Origin of the sequence: Sphingosinicella soli, from assembly GCF_014199685.1 — a bacterium.
GTDB lineage: Bacteria > Pseudomonadota > Alphaproteobacteria > Sphingomonadales > Sphingomonadaceae > Sphingosinicella > Sphingosinicella soli.
Genome location: NZ_JACHNZ010000001.1, coordinates 256468 through 283346 on the forward strand (window position 1 = coordinate 256468; position 26879 = coordinate 283346).

26 protein-coding genes and 1 pseudogene are annotated in these 26879 nt (G+C 65.9%); 7 read left to right on the forward strand and 20 right to left on the reverse strand.

Annotated elements, in window-relative coordinates; all coding sequences use genetic code 11:
• Nucleotides 1–224 precede the first annotated feature (224 nt).
• Nucleotides 225–2177, forward strand: coding sequence for an alpha/beta fold hydrolase (locus tag GGQ98_RS18750; RefSeq protein ID WP_184063889.1), 1953 nt, complete (start codon nucleotides 225–227; stop codon nucleotides 2175–2177).
• On the opposite strand, the gene GGQ98_RS01270 is transcribed toward GGQ98_RS18750, so the two are convergent.
• The 5 genes from GGQ98_RS01270 to recR all read right to left on the reverse strand — a co-directional run bounded on the left by GGQ98_RS01270 (nucleotide 2174) and on the right by recR (nucleotide 6085).
• Nucleotides 2174–2908 carry an RNA methyltransferase gene (locus GGQ98_RS01270; protein ID WP_184063891.1) on the reverse strand — a complete coding sequence of 245 codons (735 nt, stop codon included), beginning with the start codon at nucleotides 2906–2908 and terminating at the stop codon, nucleotides 2174–2176. The two genes, GGQ98_RS18750 and GGQ98_RS01270, sit on opposite strands and share 4 nt — an antisense overlap.
• A gap of 95 nt (nucleotides 2909–3003) precedes the next feature.
• Entirely contained in the window at nucleotides 3004–3474 is a 471-nt protein-coding gene (nrdR, locus tag GGQ98_RS01275; RefSeq protein WP_184063893.1) for a transcriptional regulator NrdR, read from the reverse strand.
• Nucleotides 3475–3501: 27 nt separating this feature from the next.
• Complete coding sequence (glyA, locus tag GGQ98_RS01280; RefSeq protein WP_184063895.1) at nucleotides 3502–4809, reverse strand: serine hydroxymethyltransferase; 1308 nt, start codon at nucleotides 4807–4809, stop codon at nucleotides 3502–3504.
• Between the two features lie 20 nt (nucleotides 4810–4829).
• The gene (gene rpiB / locus GGQ98_RS01285; protein ID WP_184063898.1) at nucleotides 4830–5261 is read right to left on the reverse strand and encodes a ribose 5-phosphate isomerase B; all 432 of its coding nucleotides are present in this window, start codon (nucleotides 5259–5261) and stop codon (nucleotides 4830–4832) included.
• A gap of 227 nt (nucleotides 5262–5488) precedes the next feature.
• On the reverse strand, nucleotides 5489–6085 hold the full coding sequence (gene recR, locus GGQ98_RS01290; RefSeq protein WP_184063900.1) for a recombination mediator RecR: 597 nt from the start codon (nucleotides 6083–6085) through the stop codon (nucleotides 5489–5491).
• Nucleotides 6086–6153: 68 nt separating this feature from the next.
• Between recR and fmt the strand changes: the two genes are divergently transcribed.
• The 3 genes from fmt to GGQ98_RS01305 all read left to right on the forward strand — a co-directional run bounded on the left by fmt (nucleotide 6154) and on the right by GGQ98_RS01305 (nucleotide 8384).
• Nucleotides 6154–7059 carry a methionyl-tRNA formyltransferase gene (gene fmt / locus GGQ98_RS01295; RefSeq protein WP_184063902.1) on the forward strand — a complete coding sequence of 302 codons (906 nt, stop codon included), beginning with the start codon at nucleotides 6154–6156 and terminating at the stop codon, nucleotides 7057–7059.
• The gene (gene truA, locus GGQ98_RS01300; RefSeq protein ID WP_184063904.1) at nucleotides 7059–7799 is read left to right on the forward strand and encodes a tRNA pseudouridine(38-40) synthase TruA; all 741 of its coding nucleotides are present in this window, start codon (nucleotides 7059–7061) and stop codon (nucleotides 7797–7799) included. The genes fmt and truA overlap by 1 nt, the downstream gene beginning before the upstream one ends.
• Before the next feature lie 204 nt (nucleotides 7800–8003).
• Nucleotides 8004–8384 (forward strand): hypothetical protein, encoded by a 381-nt coding sequence (locus GGQ98_RS01305; RefSeq protein WP_184063906.1) that lies wholly within the window; start codon nucleotides 8004–8006, stop codon nucleotides 8382–8384.
• A gap of 3 nt (nucleotides 8385–8387) precedes the next feature.
• Here GGQ98_RS01305 and GGQ98_RS01310 read toward each other — a convergent pair whose 3' ends face one another.
• The 13 genes from GGQ98_RS01310 to GGQ98_RS01370 form a co-directional block, all read right to left on the reverse strand.
• Entirely contained in the window at nucleotides 8388–10304 is a 1917-nt protein-coding gene (locus GGQ98_RS01310) for an XrtA/PEP-CTERM system amidotransferase (protein WP_184063908.1), read from the reverse strand.
• 3 nt (nucleotides 10305–10307) lie between these two features.
• The gene (gene xrtA / locus GGQ98_RS01315) at nucleotides 10308–11843 is read right to left on the reverse strand and encodes an exosortase A (protein WP_184063911.1); all 1536 of its coding nucleotides are present in this window, start codon (nucleotides 11841–11843) and stop codon (nucleotides 10308–10310) included.
• On the reverse strand, nucleotides 11840–13072 hold the full coding sequence (locus tag GGQ98_RS01320; protein WP_184063914.1) for a TIGR03087 family PEP-CTERM/XrtA system glycosyltransferase: 1233 nt from the start codon (nucleotides 13070–13072) through the stop codon (nucleotides 11840–11842). The genes xrtA and GGQ98_RS01320 overlap by 4 nt, the downstream gene beginning before the upstream one ends.
• Nucleotides 13073–13075: 3 nt before the next feature.
• Complete coding sequence (locus tag GGQ98_RS01325) at nucleotides 13076–14128, reverse strand: FemAB family XrtA/PEP-CTERM system-associated protein (RefSeq protein WP_184063917.1); 1053 nt, start codon at nucleotides 14126–14128, stop codon at nucleotides 13076–13078.
• Nucleotides 14125–15003 (reverse strand): XrtA system polysaccharide deacetylase, encoded by an 879-nt coding sequence (locus tag GGQ98_RS01330; RefSeq protein WP_184063920.1) that lies wholly within the window; start codon nucleotides 15001–15003, stop codon nucleotides 14125–14127. The genes GGQ98_RS01325 and GGQ98_RS01330 overlap by 4 nt, the downstream gene beginning before the upstream one ends.
• Nucleotides 15000–16082, reverse strand: a complete 1083-nt coding sequence (locus GGQ98_RS01335) for an XrtA/PEP-CTERM system-associated ATPase (protein ID WP_184063923.1) — start codon at nucleotides 16080–16082, stop codon at nucleotides 15000–15002. The genes GGQ98_RS01330 and GGQ98_RS01335 overlap by 4 nt, the downstream gene beginning before the upstream one ends.
• Nucleotides 16083–16155: 73 nt before the next feature.
• Nucleotides 16156–17847 (reverse strand): porin family protein, encoded by a 1692-nt coding sequence (locus GGQ98_RS01340; RefSeq protein WP_184063926.1) that lies wholly within the window; start codon nucleotides 17845–17847, stop codon nucleotides 16156–16158.
• A 1-nt stretch (nucleotide 17848) separates the two neighbouring features.
• Entirely contained in the window at nucleotides 17849–18847 is a 999-nt protein-coding gene (locus tag GGQ98_RS01345) for an XrtA-associated tyrosine autokinase (protein ID WP_184063929.1), read from the reverse strand.
• Nucleotides 18848–18885: 38 nt separating this feature from the next.
• The gene (locus GGQ98_RS01350) at nucleotides 18886–20406 is read right to left on the reverse strand and encodes an XrtA system polysaccharide chain length determinant (protein WP_184063932.1); all 1521 of its coding nucleotides are present in this window, start codon (nucleotides 20404–20406) and stop codon (nucleotides 18886–18888) included.
• Between the two features lie 93 nt (nucleotides 20407–20499).
• Nucleotides 20500–21138, reverse strand: a complete 639-nt coding sequence (locus GGQ98_RS01355; RefSeq protein WP_184063935.1) for an XrtA/PEP-CTERM system exopolysaccharide export protein — start codon at nucleotides 21136–21138, stop codon at nucleotides 20500–20502.
• Nucleotides 21139–21304: 166 nt separating this feature from the next.
• Nucleotides 21305–22534 (reverse strand): pyridoxal-dependent decarboxylase, exosortase A system-associated, encoded by a 1230-nt coding sequence (locus GGQ98_RS01360; RefSeq protein ID WP_184063938.1) that lies wholly within the window; start codon nucleotides 22532–22534, stop codon nucleotides 21305–21307.
• The gene (locus tag GGQ98_RS01365; protein WP_184063941.1) at nucleotides 22531–24021 is read right to left on the reverse strand and encodes an acyl-CoA ligase (AMP-forming), exosortase A system-associated; all 1491 of its coding nucleotides are present in this window, start codon (nucleotides 24019–24021) and stop codon (nucleotides 22531–22533) included. The genes GGQ98_RS01360 and GGQ98_RS01365 overlap by 4 nt, the downstream gene beginning before the upstream one ends.
• Nucleotides 24022–24024: 3 nt before the next feature.
• Entirely contained in the window at nucleotides 24025–24669 is a 645-nt protein-coding gene (locus tag GGQ98_RS01370) for a hypothetical protein (RefSeq protein ID WP_184063944.1), read from the reverse strand.
• 95 nt (nucleotides 24670–24764) lie between these two features.
• Here GGQ98_RS01370 and GGQ98_RS01375 point away from each other — a divergent pair, with 95 nt between their 5' ends.
• The 3 genes from GGQ98_RS01375 to GGQ98_RS01385 are packed head-to-tail and all read left to right on the forward strand — an operon-like array spanning nucleotide 24765 to nucleotide 26479.
• A complete protein-coding gene (locus GGQ98_RS01375) occupies nucleotides 24765–25034 on the forward strand; it encodes an acyl carrier protein (protein WP_184063947.1) in 270 nt (89 codons plus the stop codon).
• Nucleotides 25035–25709, forward strand: a complete 675-nt coding sequence (locus GGQ98_RS01380; RefSeq protein WP_184063949.1) for an alpha/beta hydrolase family protein — start codon at nucleotides 25035–25037, stop codon at nucleotides 25707–25709.
• On the forward strand, nucleotides 25706–26479 hold the full coding sequence (locus GGQ98_RS01385; protein WP_243451616.1) for a hydrolase 1, exosortase A system-associated: 774 nt from the start codon (nucleotides 25706–25708) through the stop codon (nucleotides 26477–26479). The genes GGQ98_RS01380 and GGQ98_RS01385 overlap by 4 nt, the downstream gene beginning before the upstream one ends.
• Before the next feature lie 55 nt (nucleotides 26480–26534).
• On the opposite strand, the gene GGQ98_RS18755 is transcribed toward GGQ98_RS01385, so the two are convergent.
• Nucleotides 26535–26624, reverse strand: a complete 90-nt coding sequence (locus GGQ98_RS18755; RefSeq protein ID WP_341534101.1) for a PEP-CTERM sorting domain-containing protein — start codon at nucleotides 26622–26624, stop codon at nucleotides 26535–26537.
• Nucleotides 26625–26672: 48 nt separating this feature from the next.
• Nucleotides 26673–26771: pseudogene (locus GGQ98_RS19005) on the reverse strand (Npun_F0296 family exosortase-dependent surface protein); the annotation flags it as partial.
• Nucleotides 26772–26879 lie beyond the last annotated feature (108 nt).

The following is a 26879-nucleotide window of genomic DNA, read 5'->3' on the forward strand; positions in this document are numbered from 1 at the left end:
TCGCGTTCAAAAATGCCCGGAACCGCACCATCCTGCCATTCACAGAATGCGGCACCTGCTTCACCGGACGTGCAGGGCCAATTGCGAAGGCGCGCGTTTAGCTGTGCCAACCAATTGAGTCAACGCATTTGCGCCGCCTCAAATGCCGGAAAGGACGTCAGGGGGGCTTGCAATCGTTTCACGATGCAAAGATAGTTTCGGCGAAGCAATGATGGGGGCTGAATGTGCTTGTTCAAGGGCCTGGATTAAGTGCGATCGCGCTTTTGCTTGCCGTTTCATTGCCTGCCGCCGCCCAAAATGCAGACCTCGCCACGCTTTTAGGCGCGCGTGCGAGCATAGAGAGTGTAGGCTTGTCTCCCTTGGGTGATTTTGTCGTCTACAAAACGCCGGCGGGGCCGCGTGATACGAACTTCGTGGTCGCCGAAATTGCGACCGGCAAGCAAAATCTCCTCGCGAATTCCTCGTTCGATGGCTCCAGGATTTCGGAATGCCATTGGGTAAAAACCGATCGCCTTACCTGTCTCGTCGTCGGCGAGACCAAGGTGGACGGCATCAAGCTCGGCTTTACGCGTATGTTCGCGATCGGGAGGGATGGCACGAACGTGCGCACGCTCGGCACGCAGGATACCGACCGTGCGCTGCAGCTTAACCAATACTCTGGGCGGCTTATCGACACCCTCCCGGCAGACCCTGAACATGTCCTGATGCAGGTTCCCTTTCTCGAACAGTCAACAACCGGAACGCGCCTTTTAAGCCCCGAGTCAGGCCTCGGCGTAAAGCGGTACAATATTTACAACGGCAAAGAATCGACGCTGGAACGCCCGAACAGAAATGCCAGCCGTTACATCACCGACGCACAGGGCGATATCCGCTTCCGAACCGTTCGCGATATCGATGGAAATCAGAATTACACTGGTAAGCAAATCCACTGGTATCGGGACCGCGAGGCCCGGAACTGGAAACGGGTCACACTTCCCGACGCAGCCTATGTGCTGAGCTTCGATGAAAGCGGCGACAGTGTTTACACGCTGGAACCAGTGAACGGCCGCGACGCTCTCGTAAAGCACCGGCTGGACGGTGGCGCGGAAAAACAGGTCGTGTTCGCGCACGAGAAGGTGGACATCACCAATCTTGCTCGTATCGGGGCACGGAACCGTCCCGTCGGTGTCTACTATTACGATGAGTACGAGCACCTCGAATATTTCGACAACGATCTGAAGGCGCTCGGCAAAAGCCTTTCCCGGGCTTTGCCAGGCAAGACCGTCACACTGCTCGACACCTCATGGGACGAAAATCGCATCCTGCTGCTTGCCCATGCAGACAACGACCCCGGCACTTATTATGTTTTTGATCGCAAAGGCCGCGAGTTGATGGTTATTAGCGCGGTGCGGGATGAATTGACGGGCAAGACGCTCGCGACATCGAAACCGATCTCTTACCGCGCTGCGGACGGCACGCTCATTCCCGGCTATCTAACGCTGCCGCCGGGAAAGGAAGGCACGCAATTGCCGCTTGTCGTGATGCCGCACGGTGGGCCTACTGCACGCGATACGTGGGGCTTCGACTGGCTGGCCCAGTATCTGGCATTAAACGGATATGCGGTGCTTCAACCCAATTTCCGGGGCTCGTCGGGCTACGGCGAGGACTGGGTCGGCGACAACGGGTTTCAAGGCTGGCGGCAGGCCATCGGCGACATCAACGACGGCGCCCGCTGGGCCATCGCCAGCGGTCTTGCGGACGCAAAGCGCGTTGCCATCGTCGGCTGGAGCTATGGTGGCTATGCCGCGCTGCAATCGAACGTGGTCGATCCCGCGCTCTACAAGGCCGCTGTCGCCATCGCGCCGGTCACGGATCTGCAGCAATTTGTCAGCGAGGCCCGGCACTACAAGGAGTCCCGCCTTGTGAAGGAGTCGATCGGAAGCGGCCCCGAACGCCTCGCGGGATCGCCCGCGCGGCATGCGGCCGCATTCCGTGTTCCTGTATTGATGTTTCACGGCACGATGGACCTGAACGTGGATGTCAATCAGTCCCGCGTCATGGCGCGCGAGCTTCGGAAGGAAGGCAAGCCCGTCGATTATGTCGAGTATGATGGGCTGGAACACAGTCTTGTCGACAGCAAGGTTCGCATCGACATGCTGACGCGGATCGGCGCATTCCTGAACACGAACCTGCGCTAATCGCGCCTTTTGGTCAGCGCTGTCACGATGCCCCTCAGTGTGCGCACTTCCTTTGCGGAGAAGCTCGGGCGGGTGAGCATGTTGCGAAGGGTGCGGCGGGCGGTGGGGGCTCGGACGGTGACGCGGAAGTAGTCGATGTTATCGAGCGCGGTGGTGAGTTGGACGATAAGGCCTTCGAGGTCGGCCTGGGGGGCGGGGCCTTCGTAGTTGTCGAAAGTTGTCGCCTCCCCCACCCCGGCCTTCGACCATTCGTAGGCGAAGAGGATGACCGCCTGCGCGAGGTTCAGCGAGCCGAACTGCGGGTTTACCGGAACGGTGAGGATCGTCTGCGCGAGCGCTACGTCGTCGGTTTCGAGGCCGGAGCGTTCGGGGCCGAAGAGGATCGCCGTGCGTCCGGCGCGGCTGCGCGTATCGCGCGCGGCCTGTTCGGGGCCGACGACCTCTTTGGTCAGGCCCCGCTTGCGCACGGTGGTGGCGTAGACGTACGCGCAGTCGGCGACCGCCTCGGCGACGGTTTCAAACACCTTCGCGTTTTCGAGCACGATGTCGGCGCCGCTCGCCGCCGGGCCCGCATCGGGGTTCGGCCAGCCGTCGCGCGGGGACACGAGACGCATCTCCGCAAGCCCGAAATTGAGCATCGCGCGCGCCGCCTTGCCGATGTTCTCGCCAAGCTGCGGCCGCACCAGCACGATGGCGGGCGGCTCATTTGCCGAACGAACAGCCTCTGTCATGCTGAACGTGTTTCAGCATCCATAGGGCATCGCCACCGAACCGCCGCATGGACCCTGAAACACGTTCAGGGTGACGATTCTTTCAGGGGCCGACATCACTTGCCCCCCGTCCTCGCGACGGTTTCGATGGCGCCGATGAACTCTTCGAAGTCCCTGGCCTCGCGGAAATCGCGGTAGACGCTGGCGAAGCGCACGTAGGCGACCGCGTCGAGCGTTTTCAGCCCTTCCATCACCGCCTGCCCGATCACCTCGGCCTCGATCTCGGCCTCGCCGATCGCCTCCATCTGGCGCACGATGCCCGAAACCAGCCGCTCGATGCGTTCGGGCGCGATCGGGCGCTTGCGGCAGGCGATCTCGATGGAGCGGGCGAGCTTGTCGCGCTCGAAGACCTCCTTGTCGCCGGACTTCTTGAGGATCACCAGTTCGCGAAGCTGCACACGCTCGAACGTGGTGAAGCGCGCGCCGCACGCCGGGCACTGGCGGCGGCGACGGATCGCGCTGCCGTCTTCGGTCGGACGCGAGTCCTTGACCTGGCTATCCTCGCCTCCGCAAAACGGGCAGCGCATCGCTCGTCCCTCCCCCCGATGAGTGCGTCAGAGTCCCGGATAAATCGGGAAACGATCGCAAAGCACCTTCACGCGCGCCCGCACGTCCGCCTCGACCGCAGCGTTGCCCTCGGCGCCGTTTGCGGCAAGACCGTCGAGCACGTCGGCGATCATGTCGGCGATGGCCGTGAACTCGGCCTGGCCGAAGCCGCGCGTCGTTCCCGCCGGGGAGCCGACGCGAATGCCGCTGGTCTTCGTCGGCGGCAACGGATCGAACGGGATGCCGTTCTTGTTGCAGGTGATGTGGCTGCGCTCCAGCGCCTCGTCGGCGTCCTTGCCGGTGATGCCTTTCGGGCGCAGATCAACAAGCGCGAGGTGCGTGTCGGTGCCCCCCGCCACGATGTCGCAGCCGCGCTCTTTCAGGCGACCTGCGAGCGTCTTGGCGTTGGCGATCACCGCCTGTGCGTACAGCTTGAAGCTCGGATCGAGCGCCTCGCCGAACGCCACCGCCTTCGCGGCGATCACGTGCATCAGCGGCCCGCCCTGAAGGCCGGGGAACACCGCCGAATTGATCTTCTTGCCGATCGCCTCGTCGTTCGAAAGCACCATGCCCCCGCGCGGTCCGCGCAGCGTCTTGTGCGTGGTGGTGGTGACGACATGCGCGTGCGGCAGCGGGCTCGGGTGCAGCCCGGCGGCGACGAGACCGGCGAAGTGCGCCATGTCGACCAGCAGATACGCGCCCACCTTGTCGGCGATTTCGCGGAAACGCGGGAAATCGAGCGTGCGCGGATAGGCCGAGCCGCCCGCGATGATGAGCCTGGGCTTATGCTCCAGCGCCAGCCGCTCGACCTCGTCGAAGTCCACCAGATGGTCGCTTTCGCGTACGCCGTACTGCACGGCGTTGAACCACTTGCCGGACTGCGCGGGCGGCGCGCCGTGCGTCAGGTGGCCACCGGCGGCGAGGCTCATGCCGAGGATCGTCTCGCCCGGCTTGACCAGCGCCATCATCACCGCGCCGTTCGCCTGCGCGCCCGAATGCGGCTGTACGTTGGCGTAGGTGCAATCGAACAGCTTGCGCGCGCGGTCGATGGCAAGCTGCTCCACCTCGTCCGAAGGCGCGCAGCCCTGATAGTAACGCTTGCCGGGATAGCCCTCGGCATATTTGTTCGTGAACACAGACCCCTGCGCTTCCAGAACGGCGCGGCTGACGATGTTTTCAGAGGCGATCAGCTCGATCTGGTCCCGCTCCCGGTTGAGTTCGCCGGTCATGGCCTTGAAGACGGCCGGGTCGGCGGTCGCGACGCCGTCTGTAAAGAATCCGTCCTGTGCAAGCGGCGTGGCGGCTGCGGTGCTCATGCTCGTGTCTCCTTGATGGGCTACGCCGACAATTTGTCGACGCGCCGCTGATGGCGTCCGCCCTCGAAGGGCGTGTTCAGAAATTCATTCAGGCAATCGCGCGCGGTTTCGACGCCGATCAGGCGTTCCCCGAGCGCGAGGATATTCGCATCGTTGTGCTGCCGCGAAAGCCGCGCCATCAGCCCGTTCATGCAGAGCGCGGCGCGCGCGCCCTTCACGCGGTTCGCCGCGATCGAAATGCCGATGCCCGATCCGCAGACGACAACGCCCTTCTCGGCCTTGCCTGCAGCCACGGCCTCGCCCACCGCGCGTCCGAAATCCGGGTAATCCACGGACTCGTTGCCGTTGGTGCCAAGGTCGAGCACCTCGTGACCGGCTTCCTTCAGCCAGTCCGCGACTGCGGATTTCAGGGTGTAACCGGCGTGGTCGCTACCAATGGCGATAACGGACATGGAGCAGCGGGCCTCATGCGGGTTGTGGACACGATTCGCGTGAGCGCACTATCTAGGGGAGTGGCCTTCCCGGCGCTACCAAGAATTGTGGTGGAAGGCAGCGCGGCGCGTGCCTCGACTTCGCTCGGGATGCTGGATGTTGAGAACAAAAAGGTTTTCATCGCGAGCCCTTCGACTGCCTGCCAAGGCAGACGCTCAGGCCAAGGTCGAGAGACGCCCCCGAACCCTCACCCCACAGGCCGCCGCGCGCGCAGCGCCTGTGCGATCGTGCCTTCGTCGAGATAGTCGAGTTCGCCGCCCATCGGCACGCCGTGCGCGAGCTGCGTCACCGAAACGCCCTGCCCGGCCAGCCGCTCGGCGAGGTAGTGCATCGTCGTCGCGCCTTCCATCGTGGCGTTCATCGCGAGCACGACCTCCTCGATGCCGCCCGCGCTCACCCGCGCCATCAGCGGCGCGATGCTGAGGTCGCCCGGCCCGACGCCCTCCAGCGCGGACAACCGCCCGCCGAGCACATGGAAGCGGCCGGGGAACAGGCGCGCGCGGTCCATCGCCCACAGGTCCGCGACCTCTTCGACCACGCACAGGAGTTTCGTGTCGCGGCGCGTGTCGGTGCAGACGCCGCAGGGGTTCGCCGTGTCCACGTTGCCGCAGATGTCGCAGGTGGCGAGGTTTTCCTCCACCGATTGCAGCGCCGCGATCAACGGTTTCAGCGCGATTTCGCGGCGTTTGAGCAGGTGCAGCACGGCGCGGCGGGCCGAGCGGGGGCCGAGGCCGGGAAGCCGGGAGAGCGCCTGCGTCAGCGCGTCGATTTCGGGGGAGGACATACGGCGCCCATCTATCGGTGCGCGCGGGCGTCTTGCAAGTGCTCCGCGCGGGGGCTAGCGGATCGCGCATGCGGATTGTCTTCATGGGAACCCCGGCCTTCGCGGTGCCGGCGCTCGAGGCGCTTGTGGCGGCGGGGCACGACGTCGCGGCGGTTTACACGCAGCCGCCGCGCCCCGCGCAGCGCGGCAAGCAGCCGCAGGTGTCGGCCGTTCAGCAGGCGGCCGAGCGCCTCGGCCTGCCCGTGCGCGTTCCGGTAAACTTCAAGGACGAGGCCGATCGCGCCGCCTTCGCCGCGCTCGGCACCGACGTTGCAGTGGTGGCGGCCTACGGCCTGATCCTGCCCCAGGCCATCCTGGATGCGCCGCGCCTCGGCTGCCTCAACATCCATGCGTCGCGCCTTCCCCGCTGGCGCGGCGCCGCCCCCATCCAGCGCGCCATCCTTGCCGGGGACAGCGCAACGGGCATCACCATCATGCAGATGGAACGCGGCCTCGACACCGGCCCCATGCTGCTCACCGCCGAAACCCCGGTCGACGCGAAGACCGCCGGAGCGTTGACCGCCGAACTCGCCGAATGCGGCGGCGGCCTGATCGTCGACGCCCTCGCCCGCTTTGGTACGCTGGTCGCGCAGCCGCAGCCCGCCGAGGGCGTCACCTACGCGCACAAGATCGACAAGGCCGAAGCCGCGCTCGATTTCACGCAACCCGCCGCGCAGGTCGAGCGCGCCGTGCGCGCCTTCAACCCCGCCCCCGGCGCATTCACGATGCTCGGGCAAGAACGCTTCCGCATTCTCGCCTGCGATGTGGTGGAGGGCAGCGGAGAGCCCGGCGTGACGCTCGACGACCGGCTCACCATCGCCTGCGGCACCGGCGCGATCCGCCCCGCGCTCGTCCAGCGCCCCGGCAAGCGCGCGATGGACGTTTCCGAGGTGCTGCGCGGCTTTCCGGTCCCGCCCGGAACACGGCTCGGCTGATGCAGCGCTTCAAGCTGACCATCGAATATGATGGCCGGCCTTTCGTCGGCTGGCAGCGGCAGGAAAACGGCCCCAGCGTGCAGCAGGCGCTGGAGCGGGCCGTCTTCGCCGTCACGCAGGCGGAAAGCGTCGTCTACGGCTCCGGGCGCACCGATGCGGGCGTCCACGCCGAAGGTCAGGTCGCCCACGTCGATATCGCCAAGCCGCTCTCGGCCGTCCGGCTGCGCGATGCGCTCAACGCGCGCCTCAGGCCGGCGCCGATCTCGGTCATCGCGTGCGAACCTGCGGCGCCCGATTTCCACGCGCGTTTCGATTGCACGGGCCGCCGCTACCGCTACGACATCATCAACCGCCGCGCGCCCCTCACCTGGCAGTCCGGCCTGGCATGGCATGTCCTGCGCCCGCTCGATGCCGATGCGATGCACGCGGCTGCGCAGATTCTCGTGGGGCAGCACGATTTCACGACGTTCCGCTCGGTACATTGCCAGTCCGCCAGCCCCGTCAAAACGCTCGACCGGCTGGATGTCACGCGCGCGGGCGACCGAATCGCGATCCACGCCGCCGCGCGGTCGTTTCTCCACCATCAGGTGCGTTCGATGGTCGGCTGCCTGAAACTTGTGGGAGACGGCAGCTGGAGCGCGCATGATCTTCGCTCCGCACTCGCGGCCGCCGACCGCACCGCGCTCGGCCTCAACGCCCCGCCCGACGGGCTTTTCTTCGTCTCCGCGCACTACCGGTAAGTGTCGAAATTCTTTACGATTTCGAAGACTTCGTTGCGGATCTGTCACAGCCAGTGTCGTAACATGTTTGAAACATGCGGAATTCCCATTTTGGCACAGTCTATGCATTTATCGTGCAGACAATTCGAAGAGTAATAAACTCTCAAGTCCTGAGTCTTACGGAAGAGACCGTCGGCGCCTGTCGCAGCTTTGAAAACCAAAGCCATGGCGCTGCCGGATGAAGGGTTCAAGATGGCGTCACACGTCCGCACGGAACGGCATACTGCTGCACGTAATACGATTCTGCTCTGGCTTGCCGGAGTCATTCTGTTTGCCGGTATCGGCATCATCCTGACCTATCACGCGCTGCGCGACAGTTCGCTTTATGCGAACACGATGACGCCGCTGATGTCCCAGAAGGATCAGGTGCGTCCGGCGCCCACGCTGAAACCGGTCGCGGTTCGTCAGACCGACGCCGCGGCGGACATTGCGCGCGCGCACTCCAGTGCGGTTGCATTGGCCAAGGGCGACGTCGCGGCGGAAGCGGTGGTTGCCGAAACGGCGTCCGAGACGCCTGCGCCCGAAACGGTCGTTCCCGGCCTGTAATACTCAGGCGGCGAGCGCGGCGGCCGGTGTCGCGGCCAGCGCCGCGAGCGAGCCTTCCAGCATCAGCATCTGCCACAGCAGCCTGCTGTGATCGGCGCGGCCGCTGCGATGCGCCGCTGCGCAGGCCGAGAAATACGTCATGTCGAACCAGCCGCTCCCGGCGACGTTGGAACCGTTCGCCAGTGCCGCGACACGGTCGGCCAGCGCGCCGCGAAACCAGCGGTCGATCGGCACCGAGAAGCCCATCTTGCGCCGATACAGGATCTCTCTCGGCAGATACGGCTCCATCGCCTTCTTCAACAGCCACTTGCCTTCCCCGCCGCGCAGCCGGAGATCGCTGGGCAGGCCCGCCATCCAGCTCACGAGTTCGTGGTCGAGCAGCGGCTCGCGGGCTTCCAGACTGACCGCCATGCTGGTGCGGTCCACCTTGGTCAGGATATCGCCGGGCAGCCAGACCTTCAGGTCGGCGTATTGCGCGCGGCCGAGCATGTCGTCGGCGGGCGCCGCGCGCATCGTGTCGGTGTAAAGCGTGCCGGCCCAGTATCCGCCGATCTCGCGTTTCAGCGAGTCGGAGAAAAGCCGCGAACGGATGCGGTCGGGCGTTACGCTCACGGCGTGGAAATAGGCCTCGGCGCTGTCCATCGCGATCGCTTCGAACGTCGATTTCGCGCGAAACATGCGCGGGGCCCAGTCGAGCTTCGGCCAGGCCCGGCCCAGACGCCCGAAGACGCTCTGGCGGAGGCCTGCGGACAGCGACCCGCGCACGCGCTCCTCGTTCATGTAAAGCCGGTAGCGGCGATAGCCCGCCATCGCCTCGTCCGCGCCGTCGCCCGACAGCGCCACCGTCACGGTTTCGCGCGCCAGTTCGCTGACCCGGTAGGTCGGCAGCGCCGACGCATCGGCGAACGGCTCGTCGAACGCCTGAACGAGCGTATCGATCAGCCCGTAGTCGTCGGTCGTCACCGTCCGCGCGCGGTGGTGCGTCGCGTAGCGCTTGGCGATCGTCTCGGCATGGCCCGTTTCGTCGTAGGCGGGGTCGTCGAAGCCGATCGAGCAGCTGTTGACCGGCGTATCGATCAGCCCCGCCATCAGCGCGACGACCGCGCTTGAATCCACCCCGCCGGAGAGGAACGCGCCCACCGGCACATCCGCCACCAGCCGCAGCGCCACCGCCTCGCGCATCCGGGCGGTCAGTTCCTCGGCGAGCGCTTCGGGCGTGCCCTTCACGTGCCCGTCGAACGCGATATCCCAGTACGCGCGCGGCTTCGCGCCGGATTGTCCCCAGCGCAGCGTCAGCGTGTGACCGGCGGGGAGCTTGCTGACGGCGCTGAGCAGGCACTTGTCGTCGGGGATGTAGCCGTAGGCGAAATAGTCCTCGATCGCGCGCGGATCGATGGCGCGGGACAGGCCGGGCCACTTCAGCAGCGCCTTCAGTTCAGAGCCGAAGATGAACCGTCCGTCACCGAGATCGGCGTAGTAGAGCGGCTTCACGCCGAGCCGGTCGCGCGCAAGGAACAGCATTCTGGCGCCCTCGTCCCAGATCGCGAAGGCGAACATGCCGCGCAGCTTGTCGACGCAGGCCTCGCCCCATGCGCGCCAGGCCTCGATGATGACCTCGGTGTCGCTGTCGCGCCTGAACACGTGGCCGAGCGCCTGAAGCTCTTTGCGCACCTCGCGGAAATTGTAGATTTCGCCGTTGAAGACGATCTGGACCTTGCCGTCCTCGCTCGGCATCGGCTGCACACCGCCCGCGATGTCGATGATCGACAGCCGCCGGTGCCCGAGGCCGACACCCGGCGCGCGGTAAAAGCCGCTGCCGTCCGGGCCGCGGTGCGCGAGGATATCGGTCATGGCGCGGAGCACGGGCTCCGGAATGGTCCGGTGCTCGCGCTGGTCGAAATATCCCGCGATGCCGCACATGAACTAGCGCTCCACCGTCGCGGTTTCGATCGCCGTATCCACGGGGCCGAGCGCCTTTGCGAAGCGTTCGATCACGGGCATCGCACTGACCAGCTCGTCGCGGCGATCGGCCGAAATGACGAGCGTGCCCGCCAGCGTCTCGCCGCCGAGCAGCCGCGACTTCAATCCTTCGATCTTGGCCACGTAGTCGCTGCCGGTCAGCTTGCCGTTCACCAGAAGGAACTGCCAGTTGTCGCGCACCGTGCCGCCGTTCTTGATCTGCTGCGCGCGGCCGCCCGGCGGGGCCTTTTCGTTGCGCGCCCACGACCAGTCGGTCTCGGGCGGCAGCAGGCCCTGCTTGTAGCCGACAAGCTCGCCGTCTTCGGTCTGCCGGTCGAAAACGCCGATGTAGAGATCGACCGGCTGGCCTTCGCCGTCCACATAGCGCGCGATGGCCTGCGCAGAGACGCCCTTGTAGTGCGGCTGCCAGTCCGGGCCGCTTTCGATCCGCTGCCAGCCCGGCACGTCGGGAAGCGCGATCGACGCTGTCACCGTATCGGGGTCGCGGTTCGCGACCGCGAAGCCGTACAGCGGCCCTGCGATCATTGCGACGATGCCGATTGCGGCTGCCGTGGCCACCGCGCGCGGCGCGGCGGGTGCGGGCGGCGCGGGCTGAAGCTGCGCCGGATCGAACGCCGGGTCATCGACCGGGCGGTCGAAGAAGGGCCACCCGGCCGCGACGAGCAGGAACATCACGATCGCGAAGAAAATCCAGCCGTAGATGATGTGATCCACACCGGCGGCGAAGCCCGGCGTCGTCAGGTGCGAGATATAGATCGTGCCGAACGCGCGGATGCCGTTCGCCAGAATCGAGAGCGCGATCGCCGAGAGCACGAACAGGATGCGCCGCGTCCAGCGCTTGAAGCAGAGGTGCGCGACAAGCACGCTGAATGCGATCATCGCGATCAGGAAACGTACGCCCGAGCAGGCTTCCGCGACTTCGAAACTGCCGTTGGGGATGGCGATGAACACGCCGTCGATGAAGGCCGGGATACCCGACCATTCCAGCAGCTTGATGCAGATCGCCGCCGTCAGCGTCTGCAGGATCGGCACGAGTTCCTCGCCCGCCGGGATCATGAACAGCGCGAAGAACAGCACGAAAGCGAGGCCCCGCGACACGGTGAGGCCGAAGACCAGCGGCACGCTGACGATGAGGAGACCGACAACCGCCGTATGCCGCAGCAGCGCGACCCCCGACGCCTCGCCCACCAGCCACCCGGCGCCGCCGATCAGCATCAGGATCGCTGCGGGATACCAGGGCCGGGGCGTCAGCACCGCAAGCTCGCTGCGCCGCTGCCACACCAGATAGGCAAGGATCGGCGGGATCAGCAGGCAGTGCCCGAACGTGTCGGTGTTCCACCACAGGTCGAAGATGTGGGCGACATCCTTGCGCAGCAGCACGAGTATCGTCGCTGCCACGACGACCCACGCGATGATGGCGGATTGCCAGCCCCTTCCGGCCGCAGCCGCCCGGGTTTCGAATTCGCTCATATCGTTCATGCCGCTTCCACTTTCGAATCTGCCGCACCCAGACCGAGCCAGCCGTCGAGTTTTGCAAGCTGGGCGTTCCATGCGTACCGGCTTTCAACCTGCTGCCGTCCGTTTCCGGCAAGACGCGCGGCGAGCGCCGGATCGTCCAGCACGGCGCAGACCGCATCGGCGAAGCTCTCCGCATCGCGGCGCACGAGAAGATCGCGTTCCGGCGCGGCGTCGATCCCGGACCATGCCGCCTCCGTCGCCACGACGGGCCGCGCCATCGCCATCGCTTCCAGCACCTTGTTCTGCACGCCGCGCGCGATCCGCACCGGCGCGACCGCCACATCGGCCGCCGCGACATAGGGCCTGACGTCGGGCACACGCCCGGTCACGACGATACCCTCCCGCGCGGCAAGCGCCTGCACCTCGGGCGACGGCTTGCCGCCCACCACGAGGAAACGCGCCTGCGGATAGCGTTTGCGGACGCGCGGCAGGATCGCGTCGGCGAACCAGCAGACAGCGTCGATGTTGGGCCGGTAATCCATCGCCCCGGTGAACACGAGCTTCGGCCCGGCCTCGTCGCCGAGCGGCGCGAAGGCGGCATCGGGCGAAAAATACGCCAGATCGACCCCGTTGTGCAGCGTATCGACCGAATGCGCATAGGAACCGGCGATGCGCCTGAACATCGCGGTTTCGGCGTCGGAGACGAACAGGCTGACATCGACATGCCGCGCCACCTGCTTTTCATAGGCCTGCAGCAGCTTCGCCTCGCGCGCGTAGAGCCACGATTTCGGCCAGCGGCTCTCTTTCGCGTACTGCGCGAACTTGTCTGAATCGATATCGACGAAATCCATCACCAGCCGCCGGTCCTGCGACGTGTGCCCGAGCGCGTAGGGCGCCATCTGGCTGGAAAAGACGAACATCCGGTCGATGTCGTTCTGCTTCACACGGTCCCACACCCAGCGCTTCATGGCGCGGTCGTCGAACAGGGAAACGCTCAGCGCCTCGCCCTTGCGCCAGCCCGCCCACGCGCGCTTCAGCCGGTCCTTCGGATCCATCGGGATCAGCTTCACGGACTTGCAGATGCTGGCCAGGAAGGCCTCGTGCTTCATGTCTTCGGGATCATCCACGAAGGCGCAGAGATGCACCGGGGCGCGCGCGGCCACGTATTTCAGGATGTTCCACGACCGGATCTTGTCGCCCTTGTCGGGCGGATAGGGAATGCGGTGCGCAAGGAACAGCAGATCGCCCATCGCTTAGCCCAGCGACCGCGCGACAAACGGCCCCATGCGGTTCGCGAGCCATAGCGGCAGGCGGCTCCACACGTCGGTCATCAGTTTGTACTTCGGGTTGTTCGGATTGACGTCCGGCATCGCGCGGCCTTCCGCCAATCTGTATTCATAAACAAGCGGTTGCGGCTCGAAGCCCCAGTTCTTCTTGAACGCGAATGCGCCGGTATCGTATTTCGAGCGTCCGAAATCGAAGTTGCGGCGCCCGCGCGAAACCGCGTGCTCCATCAGCATCCAGTACATGTGATCGTTGGCACGCAGCGCGCGCGCACCTGCCGTGCCTCCGCCGTAGTAAGGATAGACGGTGTGCGCGTCATACAGCGACAGCACCGAAGCGACCGGCGCATCCCGATGATACACGGTCAGGATGTCGGCATCCTCGCCGAAGTGGCGAACGATTTCCGCAAACAGGCGCGCGGGAAACACCGGCGTGCCCAGATTGCGGACGCTTTCGGAATAGACGGCGAAATGGTCGCGCAGCGCCTTCGCATCTGATGCGACCCGCACGCTCAGGTCCATCGTCAGCGATCGGCGCACCTCGGCGCGCTGCTTGCGCGGGATCGCCTTCAGATTGGCTTCGCTGTCGGCTTCGAGCGGACGCACGAAGTTCGCGTAGGTTTCGGCCTTCGCCGCCCAGTCCGGGTGCAGGGCCTGCGTGCCGCGATATTCGAGCACGCCGATGCCTGCCGCCTCGGCAATCGCCCACGCCGCCTTGTCGAGCGCGGCAAGCGCGCGCGGATCGGCGGCGAGCGGCCCGCCGCGCACCGCGAAGGCATTGGAGATGAGCGCCGAACCGAACAGCCGCGACCGCAGCGCGATCAGCGGCAGCACGGCGTCGCCCGCCATCAGGTAACGGGGCGTGTGGCCGAGCGCATCGCGGATCGCCCTGCCCCATGCCGCGCGGTGAAACGGCGTCGCGCCGGAATGCTTCTGCACGGCCGCGTCGAATGCCGCAGCGGCTGCGGCATCGTCGATATCGATTTCCGTCACCGTGGGCGCGATGGGGCTTTCCGCGTTCATGCCGCCGCCTTCAGGGTCTCGCGGCCCAGGAAAACGCGGTCCATGCGGTCCCAGCGGAACCGGTCCAGCAGCCGCGCGAGCTTGGCTTCCATCACGTCGAGGTTCGTATAGTGGCGGATGCGCGATTTGAGCGGCGCGCCGGGCACCGCAGGCTGCTCGGGGTCGATCTCCCACGGGTGGAAATAGAACACCGTCGCCTCGCCCTCGATGCAGTTCACGCGGTCGATCGCCCATTCGGAAAGACCGTAAGGCAGCAGCCGGAAGAAGCCGCCGCCGCCGCACGCCATGCGCCGCCCGGCATACTCCACCGTCGTCACCGGCACCTCGATCATGTCCGATCCCGCGATCGGCGTGTGCGGAAAGCGCGGCGCTTCGGGCCAGCCGTAGTGATCGTGACGGATCGGCGCGACCGACGAACTGTAGGCATAGCCCTCTTCGGCCAGCACCTCGAGCGCCCAGCGGTTGCCGCTGCCGATCGAAAAACTCGGGGCGCGGTAGCCTTTCACCTGCGCGCCGGCCGCATCCTCGATCAGCGCGCGCGCCTTGCGGATGTCGGCGCGGAAACTCTCGGGCGTGAAGGTGTGGACGCGGTCGTGCGCATAGCCGTGGTTCGCGATCTCGTGGCCGCCCTCGACGATGCGGCGGATCAGCCCCGGCTCGCGCTGCGCAACCCAGCCGAGCGTGAAGAACGTCGCGGAGACGCCTTTGTCGGCGAACAGCTGCAGCGCGCGTTCCGTGTTGCGGACGACGCGGCTCTCCCATCGCGGCCAGTCTTCGCGTCGGATGGTGTTTTCAAACGCGCCGACCTGGAAGTGCTCTTCCACATCAACCGACATCGCATTGCAGACGCCGCGGTTCGCCACCGCACCGCTCATGCGCTTCGGCTGACGCCGTACGGGCCGCGTTCAACCTCGTTCTGCTCGACGAGGTCTGAAAGAATTCTCAGCACTTGCCGCAGGTTACGGTCGTTTTCTGACGCATAATATTCAAGACGTTCGATGCGCGCGACCAAGCGGTCGTCAAGCGCCGCTGCGGCCCCGCCGCTCGGCCCCGGCGCCGGATAGCCGCTCTGCTGCGGCGCGGGAACAGGAGACAGCGATACGCTGTTGGGCTGAATGATCTTTTCGCGGTCGCGCGGCGCGTTGTCGCGCTGCAGATCGTCGGTCACTTCGCGCACGATGGATTCGTCGATCTCGTGCTTCTCTTCGAGCGCGCCGAACAGCAGCACGCGCGCGCAGAGATTGTTCAGCTTACGGGGAACGCCGCCCGAATAATCGAAAAGCGCGTCATAGGCCTCTTCGCTGAAAGCCGGATCGCCCGCCCAGCCGCACAGCGCCAGTCGGTTTTCGACATAGGCCGGAATTTCGTCGCGGCGCATCGGCTCCAGATGGTGCGAGGCGATCACGCGCTGGCGAAGCTGTTCAAGCTCCGACGAATTGGCGAGTTTTTCGCGGAATTCGGGCTGTCCGAGCAGGATGGTCTGGCTGAGCGGCTGCGCGCCGGCGCTGAAGTTCGAAAGCATCCGCAGCTGTTCGAGCGAGCCGATCGGCAGGTTCTGCGCCTCGTCGACGATCAGCAGCACGCGGCGGCCCTGCTGGTGCTGCACGCGCAGGAAGTTCTCGATGCGGGTGAGCAGCGTCGCGACATCCAGGTTTTCGGCGTTGATGCCGAGCCCCGAGGCGATCATCTTCAGAAGGTTGTCGGCATCCACAAGCGACGTGACGATGTTCGCGACGACGAGCTTCGAACGGTCGATGGTCTGGAGCAGGCGGCCCACCAGCGTGGTCTTGCCCGCGCCGACGTCGCCGGTGATGATGATGAAGCCTTCGCCCTGGCCGAGACCGTAGGTGAGGTAGGCCATCGCCTTCCGGTGCGTCTGCGTGTCGACGTAGAAGCGCGGATCAGGCGTGAGCTGGAACGGGCGTCCGTTCAGGTTGTAGAACTCGGTGTACATGCTTTTTGCCTGTGTTCCTTGAAAACGCCCCTCAGCTTAAACCCGAAGTCATGACGTTTCAGTCAATCCGCCGTCAGAAATTATATCTTACACCCACGGATGCCGTAACGGAGGACGAATCCGAACGCGTCTCGGTGATGCGGTGCGTTCCGTAAAACGATGCGTTGCCGCTCAAATGCTTGCTCAGGCGCCGCGTGTACTGCGAACCCAGCGTGATCTGCGTATCCTTGCGCTGCGCCGACAGCGCATAGCTGTTGCGGGCGAGCAGCGCGTCGAAACCCAGCGTTTGAAGCTCGCCGAGCCGGAACGCGACGCGCCCGCGCACGCCGAAGCTCTCGTCGTCGCCGAACAGCCCCGTCGGCAGTTCGGACTGCGTGGGCGCCTGCAACTGCTGCGCGTCCACATAGCGGCGCTTGTCGTAATAGACCGACGCCGACCATGTGAAGGCCTCGAGCTTGCGCGAGACCATCAACAGCCCGCGATCGGACTTGAACGTCGCGGGTGTCAGCGACTGCGTGAATCCGCCGAGACAGCCGCCGTCATCCGATTCGGGATCGATGCCGATCACGCAAAACGGAACGCCGAGCTGGTCGAGTCCGCCGACACGCACGACGTTGAACGGCACGCCGTTGAACGACTGGGTGAGCAGCCTGCTGAAGCTGTTCAGCGTCTGCTGGAAGTTCGCGCGCACGGACATGCCGTTTCGCGAACGGTGGTTGAAATCGAGGAAGAAATTGGCCGACCCGTACCGCTCACCCGCCCGGAATTCGAGCGACGTGCGGCGAGACGGGGTGAACCGAAAGCCCCCATTCCAGTAGATGCCGCTGAAGTCGTACGCAGTGCGGCGCGGCATCGCCGGATCGACCTGAAAGCGCCCGTCCTCGTCGAGATCAGGCAGGCCGGTGATCGGATCGAACAGGATGCTATCCTGTGTATTATCAATATCTTCGTAGCCACCGCTCGCAATCAGCTCGAACTTGCGGGACAGGCGGTAGCCTATTTCACCGCCGGCGCTGTAACCGCGATACTTCTGATTGAGCTGATCCACATCCTCGCGCGTGCCCTGCGCGGTCAGCGACCAGTTGAACGTGTTCGTCGCGCGCGTCGAGGCGAGCGTCAGATCGGCGGTCTGCGTAACCGAATCGCTGAGCCGCGAACCGATACCGTCGCTCGGATCGAGCCCGATGCTGCCGGGCCCTGTCAGCCCCTCGCGCGGCGAATCCGCAGAGACCGCACCGAGCCGGTAGCGGCCCTGGAACGTCGCGAAATCGCCCAGACGCTGCTGGACGGTCGGCTCGATGTAGCCCGAAAAGATCTGGGTCTGGTTGCCGTTCTCGTCGTCGGGATTGATCGCGTTGAAGCCCCGCATGTCCGTCGCATACTGCGACGCGGTGCCGCCCGCGTTGAGCATGAGGAAATCATCGATCAGTTCCGCCCGCACGTTGGCGTTGGCGTTGTGGCGGTTCTTCTGGCTGATGCTGCCGAATTCTTCGATGCGGCGCATGTACCGATAGCTGATGTTGCCATCGATGCGGTTCGTGTCGAGCAGCGCGGCAAAACCGGCGCCGGCTTCCAGCCATCCCCGCGTATCGCGGCCCGTTCCGTCCGACACGACCTGCCGGAGCGAGACGAACGGATTGATCTCGACATCGGCGAAGGCGGGCGCGGGCGCCATCGTCGCCAGCACGGACACGACCATTCCGGTCGCCGTCAGCGTTCGGCAGCGCCCTTGCCGGCCGCCGCGGGCGTTTGTCGAAGCGCTCACGTCAGCTTCCATAGCCGTAATACGTCCCGAAGCGCCGGCCCATACCGGCATAGCGCACCTTGTTGATGAGCAGCTGCACGTGGTCGCATCCGCTCATCAGGGAAAGTCCGTCGCGAAGCTCGGTTTCGCGGGTGTTCTCCGCTTCGACCACGAACATCACCTGCCCCACGTGCATGGCGAGCACGGAAGCGGCGGAGGATGCCAGCGCGGGCGGGGAATCGAATATGACGATGCGGTCGCCGTAGCGCTTCGCGATCTCCTCCACCATGTCGCCCATGCGGTCGGAGGCGAGCAGTTCGGTGGTCAGGTTATGCTGGCGACCGGCGGGCAGCACCGAGAGATTCTCGATATTGGTGCGGATCAGACAGTCCGAAAGGTCGAGCGACGGATCGGCGATCACGTCCACCAGCCCCTTGCCGCCTTCAAGGCCGAGCGTCGAAAGGATTTCCGGCTTCGCGAAGTCCGCATCGACGAGCAGAACGGTCAGATCGCGCTCCGAAGCGATCGAAAGCGCCAGGTTGGTCGCGCAGAACGTCTTGCCCTCGTTGGGCTGCGCCGAACACACGAGAATGAGATTGCCGTTGCGGATGGCGTTGTCGCCGCGCGCCATTGCATTGATGAGCAGCTGCCGCTTGACGATGCGGAACTCCTCGGCGGTGGCTGTCGCCGGCGCGTCCGGCACCACATAGCCCAGATCGCGCAGTTCGGAGAGATCGATGACGCCGCGGCGGCTCGTGCGGTTGCCGTCGTCCGCCGGCAGATGCACGACAGGCGTTTCGGGCGTCGCGAATTGCGGCGTCGGCGCGACGTCGGGCGAAGCGGCAACCGGGGCGGCAGCCGCAACCGGGGCCGCAACCGGCGCAGGCGCGCGCGGCGGCGGCGCGGGCTGAGCGGCCGGGCGCGCTGCCGCGGGTTTCGCGGGCGCGGCCGTGTCCAGACGTCCGGCGGCCCGCTCAAGCAGAGAGGCGCGCGGTGTTCCGGACGGTTTCTCTTCACTCATCTTCTTTACCTTCCGCGCACGCGGCAAAAGCCAGGGCGTTAAACGATTTCATACAGCAGCAGGGCAAGATAGATCACGATCAGCCCCAGGCTCAGCACGCCGAAGCCCCACAGCCACACCCTGTTCTGGGCGCGCTGGTTGTCCGAAACGATCTCCGTGACCGAACCCAGCACCGTATAGTCGAAGCGCTTTTCCAGCTGCGCCGCAGTGATGTAGGTCGTGTGCAGCTGGCTCAGCAGGAAGGAGAGCGCAGCGCCCGCACCAAGCCCGACGAGCAGCACGAGGCTGAGATAGAGCGGCCGGTTCGGCGCGATCGGGTCGCGGGGCTGCGAGGGCGGATCGACGACGCGGAACTTCACCTGCTGCGTCTTGGTTTCGACATCGCTCCTCAGGCGGATTTCCTCGCGCGATTTCAAAAGCTGGTTGTACTGCGACTGCAGCACCTCGTAATCGCGGTTCAGCTTGGACTGTTCGGCCACGATGCCCGGCTGCTGCACCTGCCGCGACGACATCCCGGAGATGGCGCTCTGCAACTGGGCTCTGCGCGCCTCCAGCGCCGCGACGGCGGACTGCCGTTCGAAAACCATGCTTCTGAGGTTGACATAGACCGGATTGGCCTGCGCCGCCTGCTGCCGCAGCGAGGGATCCTTCGCCTCGCGGGCGGCCTGCTGTTCCAGTCGGCGAACCTGCGCCTTCGTGGAAACCACGTCGGGATGCTGATCGGTCCAGCCGCGCGCGTACATGTCGCTCAGGCTGCGGCCCAGCGCCGAAATCTGCTGCTGCGTCGGGCTCGCGCCCATCGAAGCGCTTTCGATCACGAACGAGGGCGCATTGATCGTCGAGGGCGTGCCGCCGATCTGGCGCTGCAGCGCCAGCAGCGAATTCCGGGCCTGCGCAAGCTCGATCTCGACATTGTCGAGACCGCTGCGCGCCTGCATCAGCCGCGACGAGATATTGCCCTCGCCGGGAAGCATGCCGAGATATTTTTCCTCGAATTCCGCCTTGCGGCGCTCGGCCTGTTCGAGCTGGCGCTCGCGTTCGGCAAGCTGGTCTTCGAAGAAGCGGATCGCCTCGTTGATGTCGTCCCGGTCGGAAGCGACGTTTTCTTCCATGAAGATCTGGATGAGGTTGTCGACCACGCGCCGCGCGAGGTTCGCGTTCTCCGCATTGCTGAGCGAAGGATCGTCGGACTGGTAAACGAGCGTGAAGAGATCGGCCTGCTGGCTCTGAACCGAGATATTGGTTGTCATCCGCGCGATGAGTTCGTCGAGTTCCTGGTCGCTATCCAGCCCCACGTCGAGTTCGGTGCGGCGAATCACCTTTTCCATGTTCACGCGCGATGTCAGCGTGCGGCGAACCACATCCACCTGCCGCAGCAGGTTCGTGCCCTCATATCCCAGCTTTTCCGGGATCAGCGATGCCCAGTCGACATAGACGCGCGCCCGCGATTCATAGGTGTTGGGGATCGTCGCGACGAACACCCACCCGATCAGGCACACGGCCCACATCAACGCAAGGCCGTACCAGCGCTTGCGCCAGACCCCGTAAAGGGTCGTCATCACTTCTTCCTGGATCGAATTCATGACTATCGCGGACCGCCTGCCTGAAGGATGAATGGCCTGGGGCCGATCTCCGTAACTATTCCGGAAACCTTAGAAAAAGCTTTCCGGAATGATAATCACGTCGCCCGGCTGCACCGCCACGTTCGCGTTCGTCTTGCCGCCTTTCAGCAGGCTTTCGATCTTGACCGCATATTCCTTCTGCGTGCCGCTCGCCTTGTCGTAACGGATCAGGCGCGCGCTGTCGCCGGAGGCGTATTCGGTAAGCCCGCCGACCGCGATCATCACGTCGAGCAGAGTCATGTTCGAACGGAACGGGATCGCCTGCGGCCGCGCCGCTTCGCCCACGACACGAACCTGCTGCGAAAGCGGGCCGTTGAAATTGTTCACGATCACCGAAACGATCGGTTCCTGAATGTAGGTGGAGAGCTTCTGCTCCACTTCGCGGGCGAGCGCGGAGGGGGTCTTGCCCGTGGCCACCATGTCCTCGATCAGCGGCGTGGTGAAACGCCCGTCGGGACGCACGGTAACCGACGTCGACAGTTCCGGGTTGCGCCACACGAAGATGCTCAGCGAATCCAGCGGGCCGACCACGTACTCGGCGCCGGGCCCTTCATCGGTGGACTGGAACTGCGCGGGCGGCAGCGTCGGCAGCCCGCTGTTCGACGCGCAGGCTGAAAGCGCCAGGGCCGCGGCAAGCGCCGGAACGACCGCATACAAAGATTTCGCCATCTGAGTTGAATCCCCTCTTCAAACGCCCCCGCGTCTGCGGGAGACAAAATCAGGCCGACACGCCCTATGCATGCCGGCTGGCCGCCTTTCCGCCCCTGAACCCGATACCGTAAAAAGGTTACGGCATCGTTCGTTTCCCTACCCGTCCAATAGCAAATTTTGCAATTTACGCAAGCATTTCGGCGGGAGGTTCGTGGCTCAGGAAGGCTGTCGGGCTGGCCGTGAAGCCATAGGCGCCCGCCATGAAAACGGCAATAACGTCGCCGACCTCCGTGGCGGGAAGCATGACCTTGTCGCCAAGCCTGTCGAGCGGTGTGCAGAGACAGCCCACCACGTTCAGGCTTTCCGCGTCGGTTGCCCCGAAACGGCTTGCGTTTGCAAGGGGATAGTTGCGCCGGATGACCGTGCCGAAATTGCCGCTCGCCGCCAGCTGGTGATGCAGCCCGCCGTCGGTGATGATGAAGACTTCGTGCTGGCTCATCTTCCGGTCGATGGCGCGGGTCAGATAAACGCCGCATTCGCCGACCAGATAGCGCCCGAGTTCCACGACGAACCGAGTGTCGGCAAGGATCGGATCGCGCGCCGCGAGCGTCTTTTCGAGCGCCGCGCCCACGGCGGCAAGGTCGAGCGGCTGGTCGCCCGGGAAATACGGCAGGCCGAACCCGCCGCCCAGATTGACGAGCGGCGGCGGAACGGCGGCGTGCTCGGCAAGGTCGGCCACAAGATCGATCGTTTTGCGCTGCGCATCGATGATCGCCTCCGCCGAGAGGTTCTGCGATCCCGCGAAGACATGGAAGCCGCGAAAATCCGCGCCTGCCGCCTCGATCTCGGCGAGCAGCGCGGGCACCTGCTCGGCATCGACGCCGAACGGCTTCGCGCCGCCGCCCATCCGCATGCCCGACGCCTTCAGGTCGAACGGCGGATTGACGCGCACGGCGGCCCGCACCGGCTTGCCGATCCGGTCGCCGATCGCTGCGGCGCGGGCGAACTCGCGCGCGGATTCGATGTTGAGCGTGGCGCCCACCCCGATCGCAAGCTCCAGCTCGAAATCGCGCTTTCCCGGCCCCGCGAAGCTGATGTGCGAGGGATCGCCCCCCGCCGCGAGCGCCACCTTCAGCTCGCCCGCCGAAGCGACGTCGAGACCGTCCACCTGCCCCGCCATCCATGCGACGAGTTCGGGCATGGGGTTTGCCTTCATCGCATAATGGATGCCCACCTCCTTGGGCAGCGCCGCGCGCAGATCGGCGATCTTCGCTTCGATCACGGCGCAGTCATAGAGGAACAGCGGCGTCCGCCCGCCGGCTTCGGCAATCCACCGGCTCACGGTCCGGCCCGCGACGGCGAGTTCGCCGTCCTGCTCGGTGAACAGCGGATGGATGCGATGGTCGCGGCTCACTGCACATGCCTTGCACGCAGCGCGGCGCGGTCGATCTTGCCGTTGGGATTGCGCGGCAGGTCGATCTCCCAGATGAAGTGGCGCGGCACCATGAAGGCAGGCACTAGTCCGGCAAGCTCCTGCCGCGCAAGCGCCTCCGCGTCGGCCCCGTTCATCCCGGCCGCAGGCACCCCGACCGCGACGACCACCTGCCCAAGCCGCTCGTCCGTCACGCCGAACACCGCCACGACGCTGACCGCGCCGGTCGCGAAGATCGCCTCCTCGACCTCGGTCGGGCTCACGCGGTTCCCCGAAATCTTCATCATCTCGTCGTCGCGGCCCACGAAATAGAGCAGGCCGTCCTCGTCCCTCATCACGGTATCGCCCGACCACACGGCCATGCCCGCATGTTCGAAAAAGGCGGGCGCGGGGCGGAAACGCACGGCGGTCCGTTCCGGGTCGTTCCAGTACCCCTGCGCAACGAGCGGCCCGGCGTGGACCAGCTCGCCGGGTTCGCCGGGCGCTGCGGGCGTTCCGTCGGCGTTCAGCACATTAAGCTCCGCGCGCGGGATCGCCCGCCCGATCGAATCAGGATGCGTATCGACCAGCGCGGGATCGAGGAAGGTCGATCGGAACGCTTCGGTAAGGCCGTACATCAGGTAGATCTTCGTCGCGGGCAAAAGGTCTCGCAGGCGTTTCGTCAGCGCTGCGGGCATCCGTCCGCCGGAGTTCGTGATGTAGCGAAGCCCGCGCGCTTCGGCGGGCCACTCCACCTCGGCAAGCTGCATCCAGAGCGGCGGCACGCCCGCAAGCCCGGTCGCCTTGTGCCGGACCACCGCCTTCACGACGTCGCGCGGCAACAGATAATCCAGCAAAATCGCCGCGCCGCCCTGTCTCAGCGCGGTCAGCACCTGATTGAGGCCGTAGTCAAACGCGAGCGGCAACACGCAGAGGGTACGGTCCTCCGGCCCGATGCCGAGATACTCCGAGACGCTTTCCGCGCCGAGCGCCAGATTGGCATGGGAAAGCATCACGCCCTTGGGGCGTCCGGTACTTCCCGACGTATAGAGTATCGCCGCGAGGTCGTCCGCCGCGCGGTCCACCGAAACCGGCGCGCCCGTCATCAGCGCGCCCCAGTCCTTCTCGGCGCGCAGAACGCGGCACGTGCGCGGCGTCCCCCGCAGCGTTTGCGCGCGCGCGCTGTTCGTCAGCAGAACCGTCGCGCCGCTGTCGGCGATGATATGTTCCACCTGCGGCGCCTTCAGCACCGGGTTGACCGGGATCGCGACCGCCCCCGCGCGCATCGCGCCGAGCAGCGCGGCGACATTGCCCGTGGTCTTGCTCAGCCAGATCGCGACCCGGTCCCCCGGCTTTACGCCGATCGCGGCGAGCCCGCCCGCCATCGTGCTGACGAGCGCTTCCAGCTCGCCGTAAGTGGTCGTGTGTGCGCCCTCGATGAGCGCCGCGCGCGCGGCGTCGTGATCCAGATGAAGCGCATCGACCCGCATGGTTCAGCGACCCCTCAGGTCGCAGACCGCAGGCGTTCCGGTTCGCGCGAGCGCCGGACGCGCGCCCGCAGCGATCTGCCATGCGCCGAAGCGCGCCGCCGCGAGCATGCCGAGCGTCGCGCTTCCCATGCGCTCATGCGGGCGCAGCGAGCCGAGATTATAGTCGGCGATGCGACTGAGCGAGCGCGTGAGCCCGCGCTCGGCCAGCCACGCGCCGGTTCCCGCCCAAAGCGCGGCGAACGCGCGGCCCAGCCGCCGATCCTCGCGAATCCACAGTCCCGTGTCCCAGGCGGCATCATCGGGGATCAGAAACCGCACGTTCACCTCATCTTCGTCGTATTGACCCCGCGCGAGCCAGTTGACCCCCACCAGCGCTTCACCGTCGAACGCGCCGAGACAGATGAGCCCGCGCGCGAAGCGATCCGCCTGCACCTGTAGGGGAGCATCGATGACCAAAGTCTTGAGCGCATCGGCGGAAAGTTCACGCACTGCATGACCGCGCGGCATTTCGGGCATGCCGGAAAGCGGCACCGCGATGAGCCGGTAGCGGTGCCAGGAAACGCCGGGAATCCGCGCCGCCGCGCGTCCAATCGCGTAGGAAAGCGTCGTTGCCGTGCCCAGCGCCCGCCATGTTTCCCCCAGCGCCATCCGCCCCATTCCGTTCTGCTGTCCCGCGTGCATTTACCTGCGCAAACTGCGCCAGTATACCGCCCGCGGGCAAAGACAGTGCATACAGGGTAGAGATGACCGCAGACACCGCTTCCAGCGCCGATCAGATGCGGCGCATTCTCGTCGAGGTGCTGGGCGTGCCGCCCGCCACCGCCGCCGGGCTCGATGATGCCTCGCCGCTGTTCGGGGCGCTTCCCGAAATCGATTCGATGGCGGTCGCCGGTCTCCTCACCGAGATGGAGGATCGCTTCGGCATCGTCATCGACGACGACGAGGTCGATGCGGACCTGTTTGCAACATTCGGCAATCTTGTGGAATTCGTCGCCCGCAAGGCCCAGGCATAAGTGCAGCCGTTTCGGTTCACGCTGCTCAGCGCCGGGCCTCACGACCTGCCGACAATCCTGCGCGGCCCCGAAACCGGCCCGTGCGTGCTGTTCGTGCCGCCGCTGTTCGAGGAGATGAACCGAACGCGGCGCCTGCTTGCCGATCTCGGGCGGGCGCTCGCCGCCGAAGGCATCGCCAGCGTCCTCCCCGATCTTCCCGGCACCGGCGACGCTCCGGGCACGCCGGGCATCGCCGTTTGGCGCGATGCCGTCGCCCACCTGATCGCTCAAACCCGGCGCCCGCTCCACGTGCTCGCGGTGCGCGGCGGCGCGCTGCTGACGGATGGGTCCGGCAGCCGCGGCCTCTACCGCGTGGCCCCGGCGGCTTCGGGCGCAGGCCTGCTGCGGGAAATGACGCGCGCGCAGGCGATCGCGGATCAGGAACGCGACGGCGCCCGCGTCGCGCCTTCGGCTTACGAAGGCCGTTTCGCGCGCGGCGAAACCGTGGCGCTGACCGGCTATGACATCCCTGCCCCGCTCGCCGCAGATCTGGCCGCGCTGATCCTGCCCGAAGCGGCCGTACCGCTGCGGGTGTCGGAGGTCGAAGGCCCGCCGGTCTGGCGACAGGCCGAGCCTGCCCCTGCCCCGGCCTTCGCGAATGCGCTCGCCGAAGATATCGCCCGGTGGCTGCGATGATCCGCCCGCTCGTGATTGCGTGCGAAGACGCCTCTCTCGCCGCGACGCTTCACCCCGGCGCGGGAGCGCGCGCGGCGCTCATCGTCTCGGGCGGGGTGCAGACACGCGCCGGGCCGCACCGCCTGTTCACCCAGATCGCCGAAGCGCTGAGCCGAAGCGGGATCGCCGCACTGCGTTTCGATCGGCGCGGCGTCGGCGACAGCGAAGGCGAAGACGCGGGCTTTCTGCGCAGCGAAGCCGATATCGCCGCCGCCGCCTCGGCGCTTCGCCATGAAAGCGGGGCATCGGAAATCGTGGGCATCGGGCTTTGCGACGGCGCGGCGGCGCTTGCGCTTTTCGGCGCGCAGGGCGCGGCAAACCGCCTTGTCCTCCTCAATCCGTGGAGCTTTGAAAGCGACACCGCCGAAATGCCCGCCGCGCTGCAGCGTGAGCGCACCGTGCGGCGCCTGCTCAACCCGCGCGCATGGCCGCGCGTGCTCGCGGGCAAGGTCGATGTCGCAGCGGCGCTGAAATCGATGCTCGGCGGATCGAAAGCCCCCGCGCAAAGCGCGTTCGCGGCGCGTCTCGTCGCTGCGATCAATGCGTTTCCGGGGCCTGTCCTCGTGGTGCTGTCAGGCCGCGATGCGACCGCAGGCGCGTTTTCCGCCCTGCGACCCGCGCTTGGCAAGCACGTCGCGTGGGTCCGGATCGAGAACGCCGATCACACCTTCACGCAGCCCGAAGCCCGCCGCGCGCTGCTTGCCGCCGTCACCGGCTGGCTGGCCCCATAGCAAACGCGCCGGGGAGGACTGGCCACCCCGGCGCGGTTTGCGATTTCGTCTTGCGTCAGGCCTTGCGGCGGCGACGGCTGAGCGCGGTCAGCGCGAGGCCGAGGCCCAGCAGCCCGAGCGCGCCCGGTTCCGGAACGTCGATCACCGGCGTGCCATCACCCTTGTCCTTGTAGAAGCCGACCGTGTGATTGTCGGATTCATACCCGGCACCGCCCGGCGCCTGAATGAACTCGACGCGATCAAACGTGCCGCCGTCGTAGAAGAAGTTCAGGAAAACATAGGGTTCGCCCGAGTTCTGCCCGGTCTGTCAATCGGCGTCCAAAAGGGACCCCCGATCGGCGTGCAAAAGGGACCCCACCGCGGCGTGGCGATCGGTTGATGTTGAGCGCGAGTTTCGCTC

Bases quoted from the DNA above. Each gene is read 5' to 3' on its own strand.
- GGQ98_RS01270 (WP_184063891.1), bottom strand. From the start codon at position 2,908: ATGACAGAGGCTGTTCGTTCGGCAAATGAGCCGCCCGCCATCGTGCTG.
- nrdR (WP_184063893.1), bottom strand. From the start codon at position 3,474: ATGCGCTGCCCGTTTTGCGGAGGCGAGGATAGCCAGGTCAAGGACTCG.
- glyA (WP_184063895.1), bottom strand. From the start codon at position 4,809: ATGAGCACCGCAGCCGCCACGCCGCTTGCACAGGACGGATTCTTTACA.
- rpiB (WP_184063898.1), bottom strand. From the start codon at position 5,261: ATGTCCGTTATCGCCATTGGTAGCGACCACGCCGGTTACACCCTGAAA.
- recR (WP_184063900.1), bottom strand. From the start codon at position 6,085: ATGTCCTCCCCCGAAATCGACGCGCTGACGCAGGCGCTCTCCCGGCTT.
- fmt (WP_184063902.1), top strand. From the start codon at position 6,154: ATGCGGATTGTCTTCATGGGAACCCCGGCCTTCGCGGTGCCGGCGCTC.
- truA (WP_184063904.1), top strand. From the start codon at position 7,059: ATGCAGCGCTTCAAGCTGACCATCGAATATGATGGCCGGCCTTTCGTC.
- GGQ98_RS01305 (WP_184063906.1), top strand. From the start codon at position 8,004: ATGGCGCTGCCGGATGAAGGGTTCAAGATGGCGTCACACGTCCGCACG.
- GGQ98_RS01310 (WP_184063908.1), bottom strand. From the start codon at position 10,304: ATGTGCGGCATCGCGGGATATTTCGACCAGCGCGAGCACCGGACCATT.
- xrtA (WP_184063911.1), bottom strand. From the start codon at position 11,843: ATGAACGATATGAGCGAATTCGAAACCCGGGCGGCTGCGGCCGGAAGG.
- GGQ98_RS01320 (WP_184063914.1), bottom strand. From the start codon at position 13,072: ATGGGCGATCTGCTGTTCCTTGCGCACCGCATTCCCTATCCGCCCGAC.
- GGQ98_RS01325 (WP_184063917.1), bottom strand. From the start codon at position 14,128: ATGAACGCGGAAAGCCCCATCGCGCCCACGGTGACGGAAATCGATATC.
- GGQ98_RS01330 (WP_184063920.1), bottom strand. From the start codon at position 15,003: ATGAGCGGTGCGGTGGCGAACCGCGGCGTCTGCAATGCGATGTCGGTT.
- GGQ98_RS01335 (WP_184063923.1), bottom strand. From the start codon at position 16,082: ATGTACACCGAGTTCTACAACCTGAACGGACGCCCGTTCCAGCTCACG.
- GGQ98_RS01345 (WP_184063929.1), bottom strand. From the start codon at position 18,847: ATGAGTGAAGAGAAACCGTCCGGAACACCGCGCGCCTCTCTGCTTGAG.
- GGQ98_RS01350 (WP_184063932.1), bottom strand. From the start codon at position 20,406: ATGACGACCCTTTACGGGGTCTGGCGCAAGCGCTGGTACGGCCTTGCG.
- GGQ98_RS01355 (WP_184063935.1), bottom strand. From the start codon at position 21,138: ATGGCGAAATCTTTGTATGCGGTCGTTCCGGCGCTTGCCGCGGCCCTG.
- GGQ98_RS01365 (WP_184063941.1), bottom strand. From the start codon at position 24,021: ATGCGGGTCGATGCGCTTCATCTGGATCACGACGCCGCGCGCGCGGCG.
- GGQ98_RS01370 (WP_184063944.1), bottom strand. From the start codon at position 24,669: ATGGCGCTGGGGGAAACATGGCGGGCGCTGGGCACGGCAACGACGCTT.
- GGQ98_RS01375 (WP_184063947.1), top strand. From the start codon at position 24,765: ATGACCGCAGACACCGCTTCCAGCGCCGATCAGATGCGGCGCATTCTC.
- GGQ98_RS01385 (WP_243451616.1), top strand. From the start codon at position 25,706: ATGATCCGCCCGCTCGTGATTGCGTGCGAAGACGCCTCTCTCGCCGCG.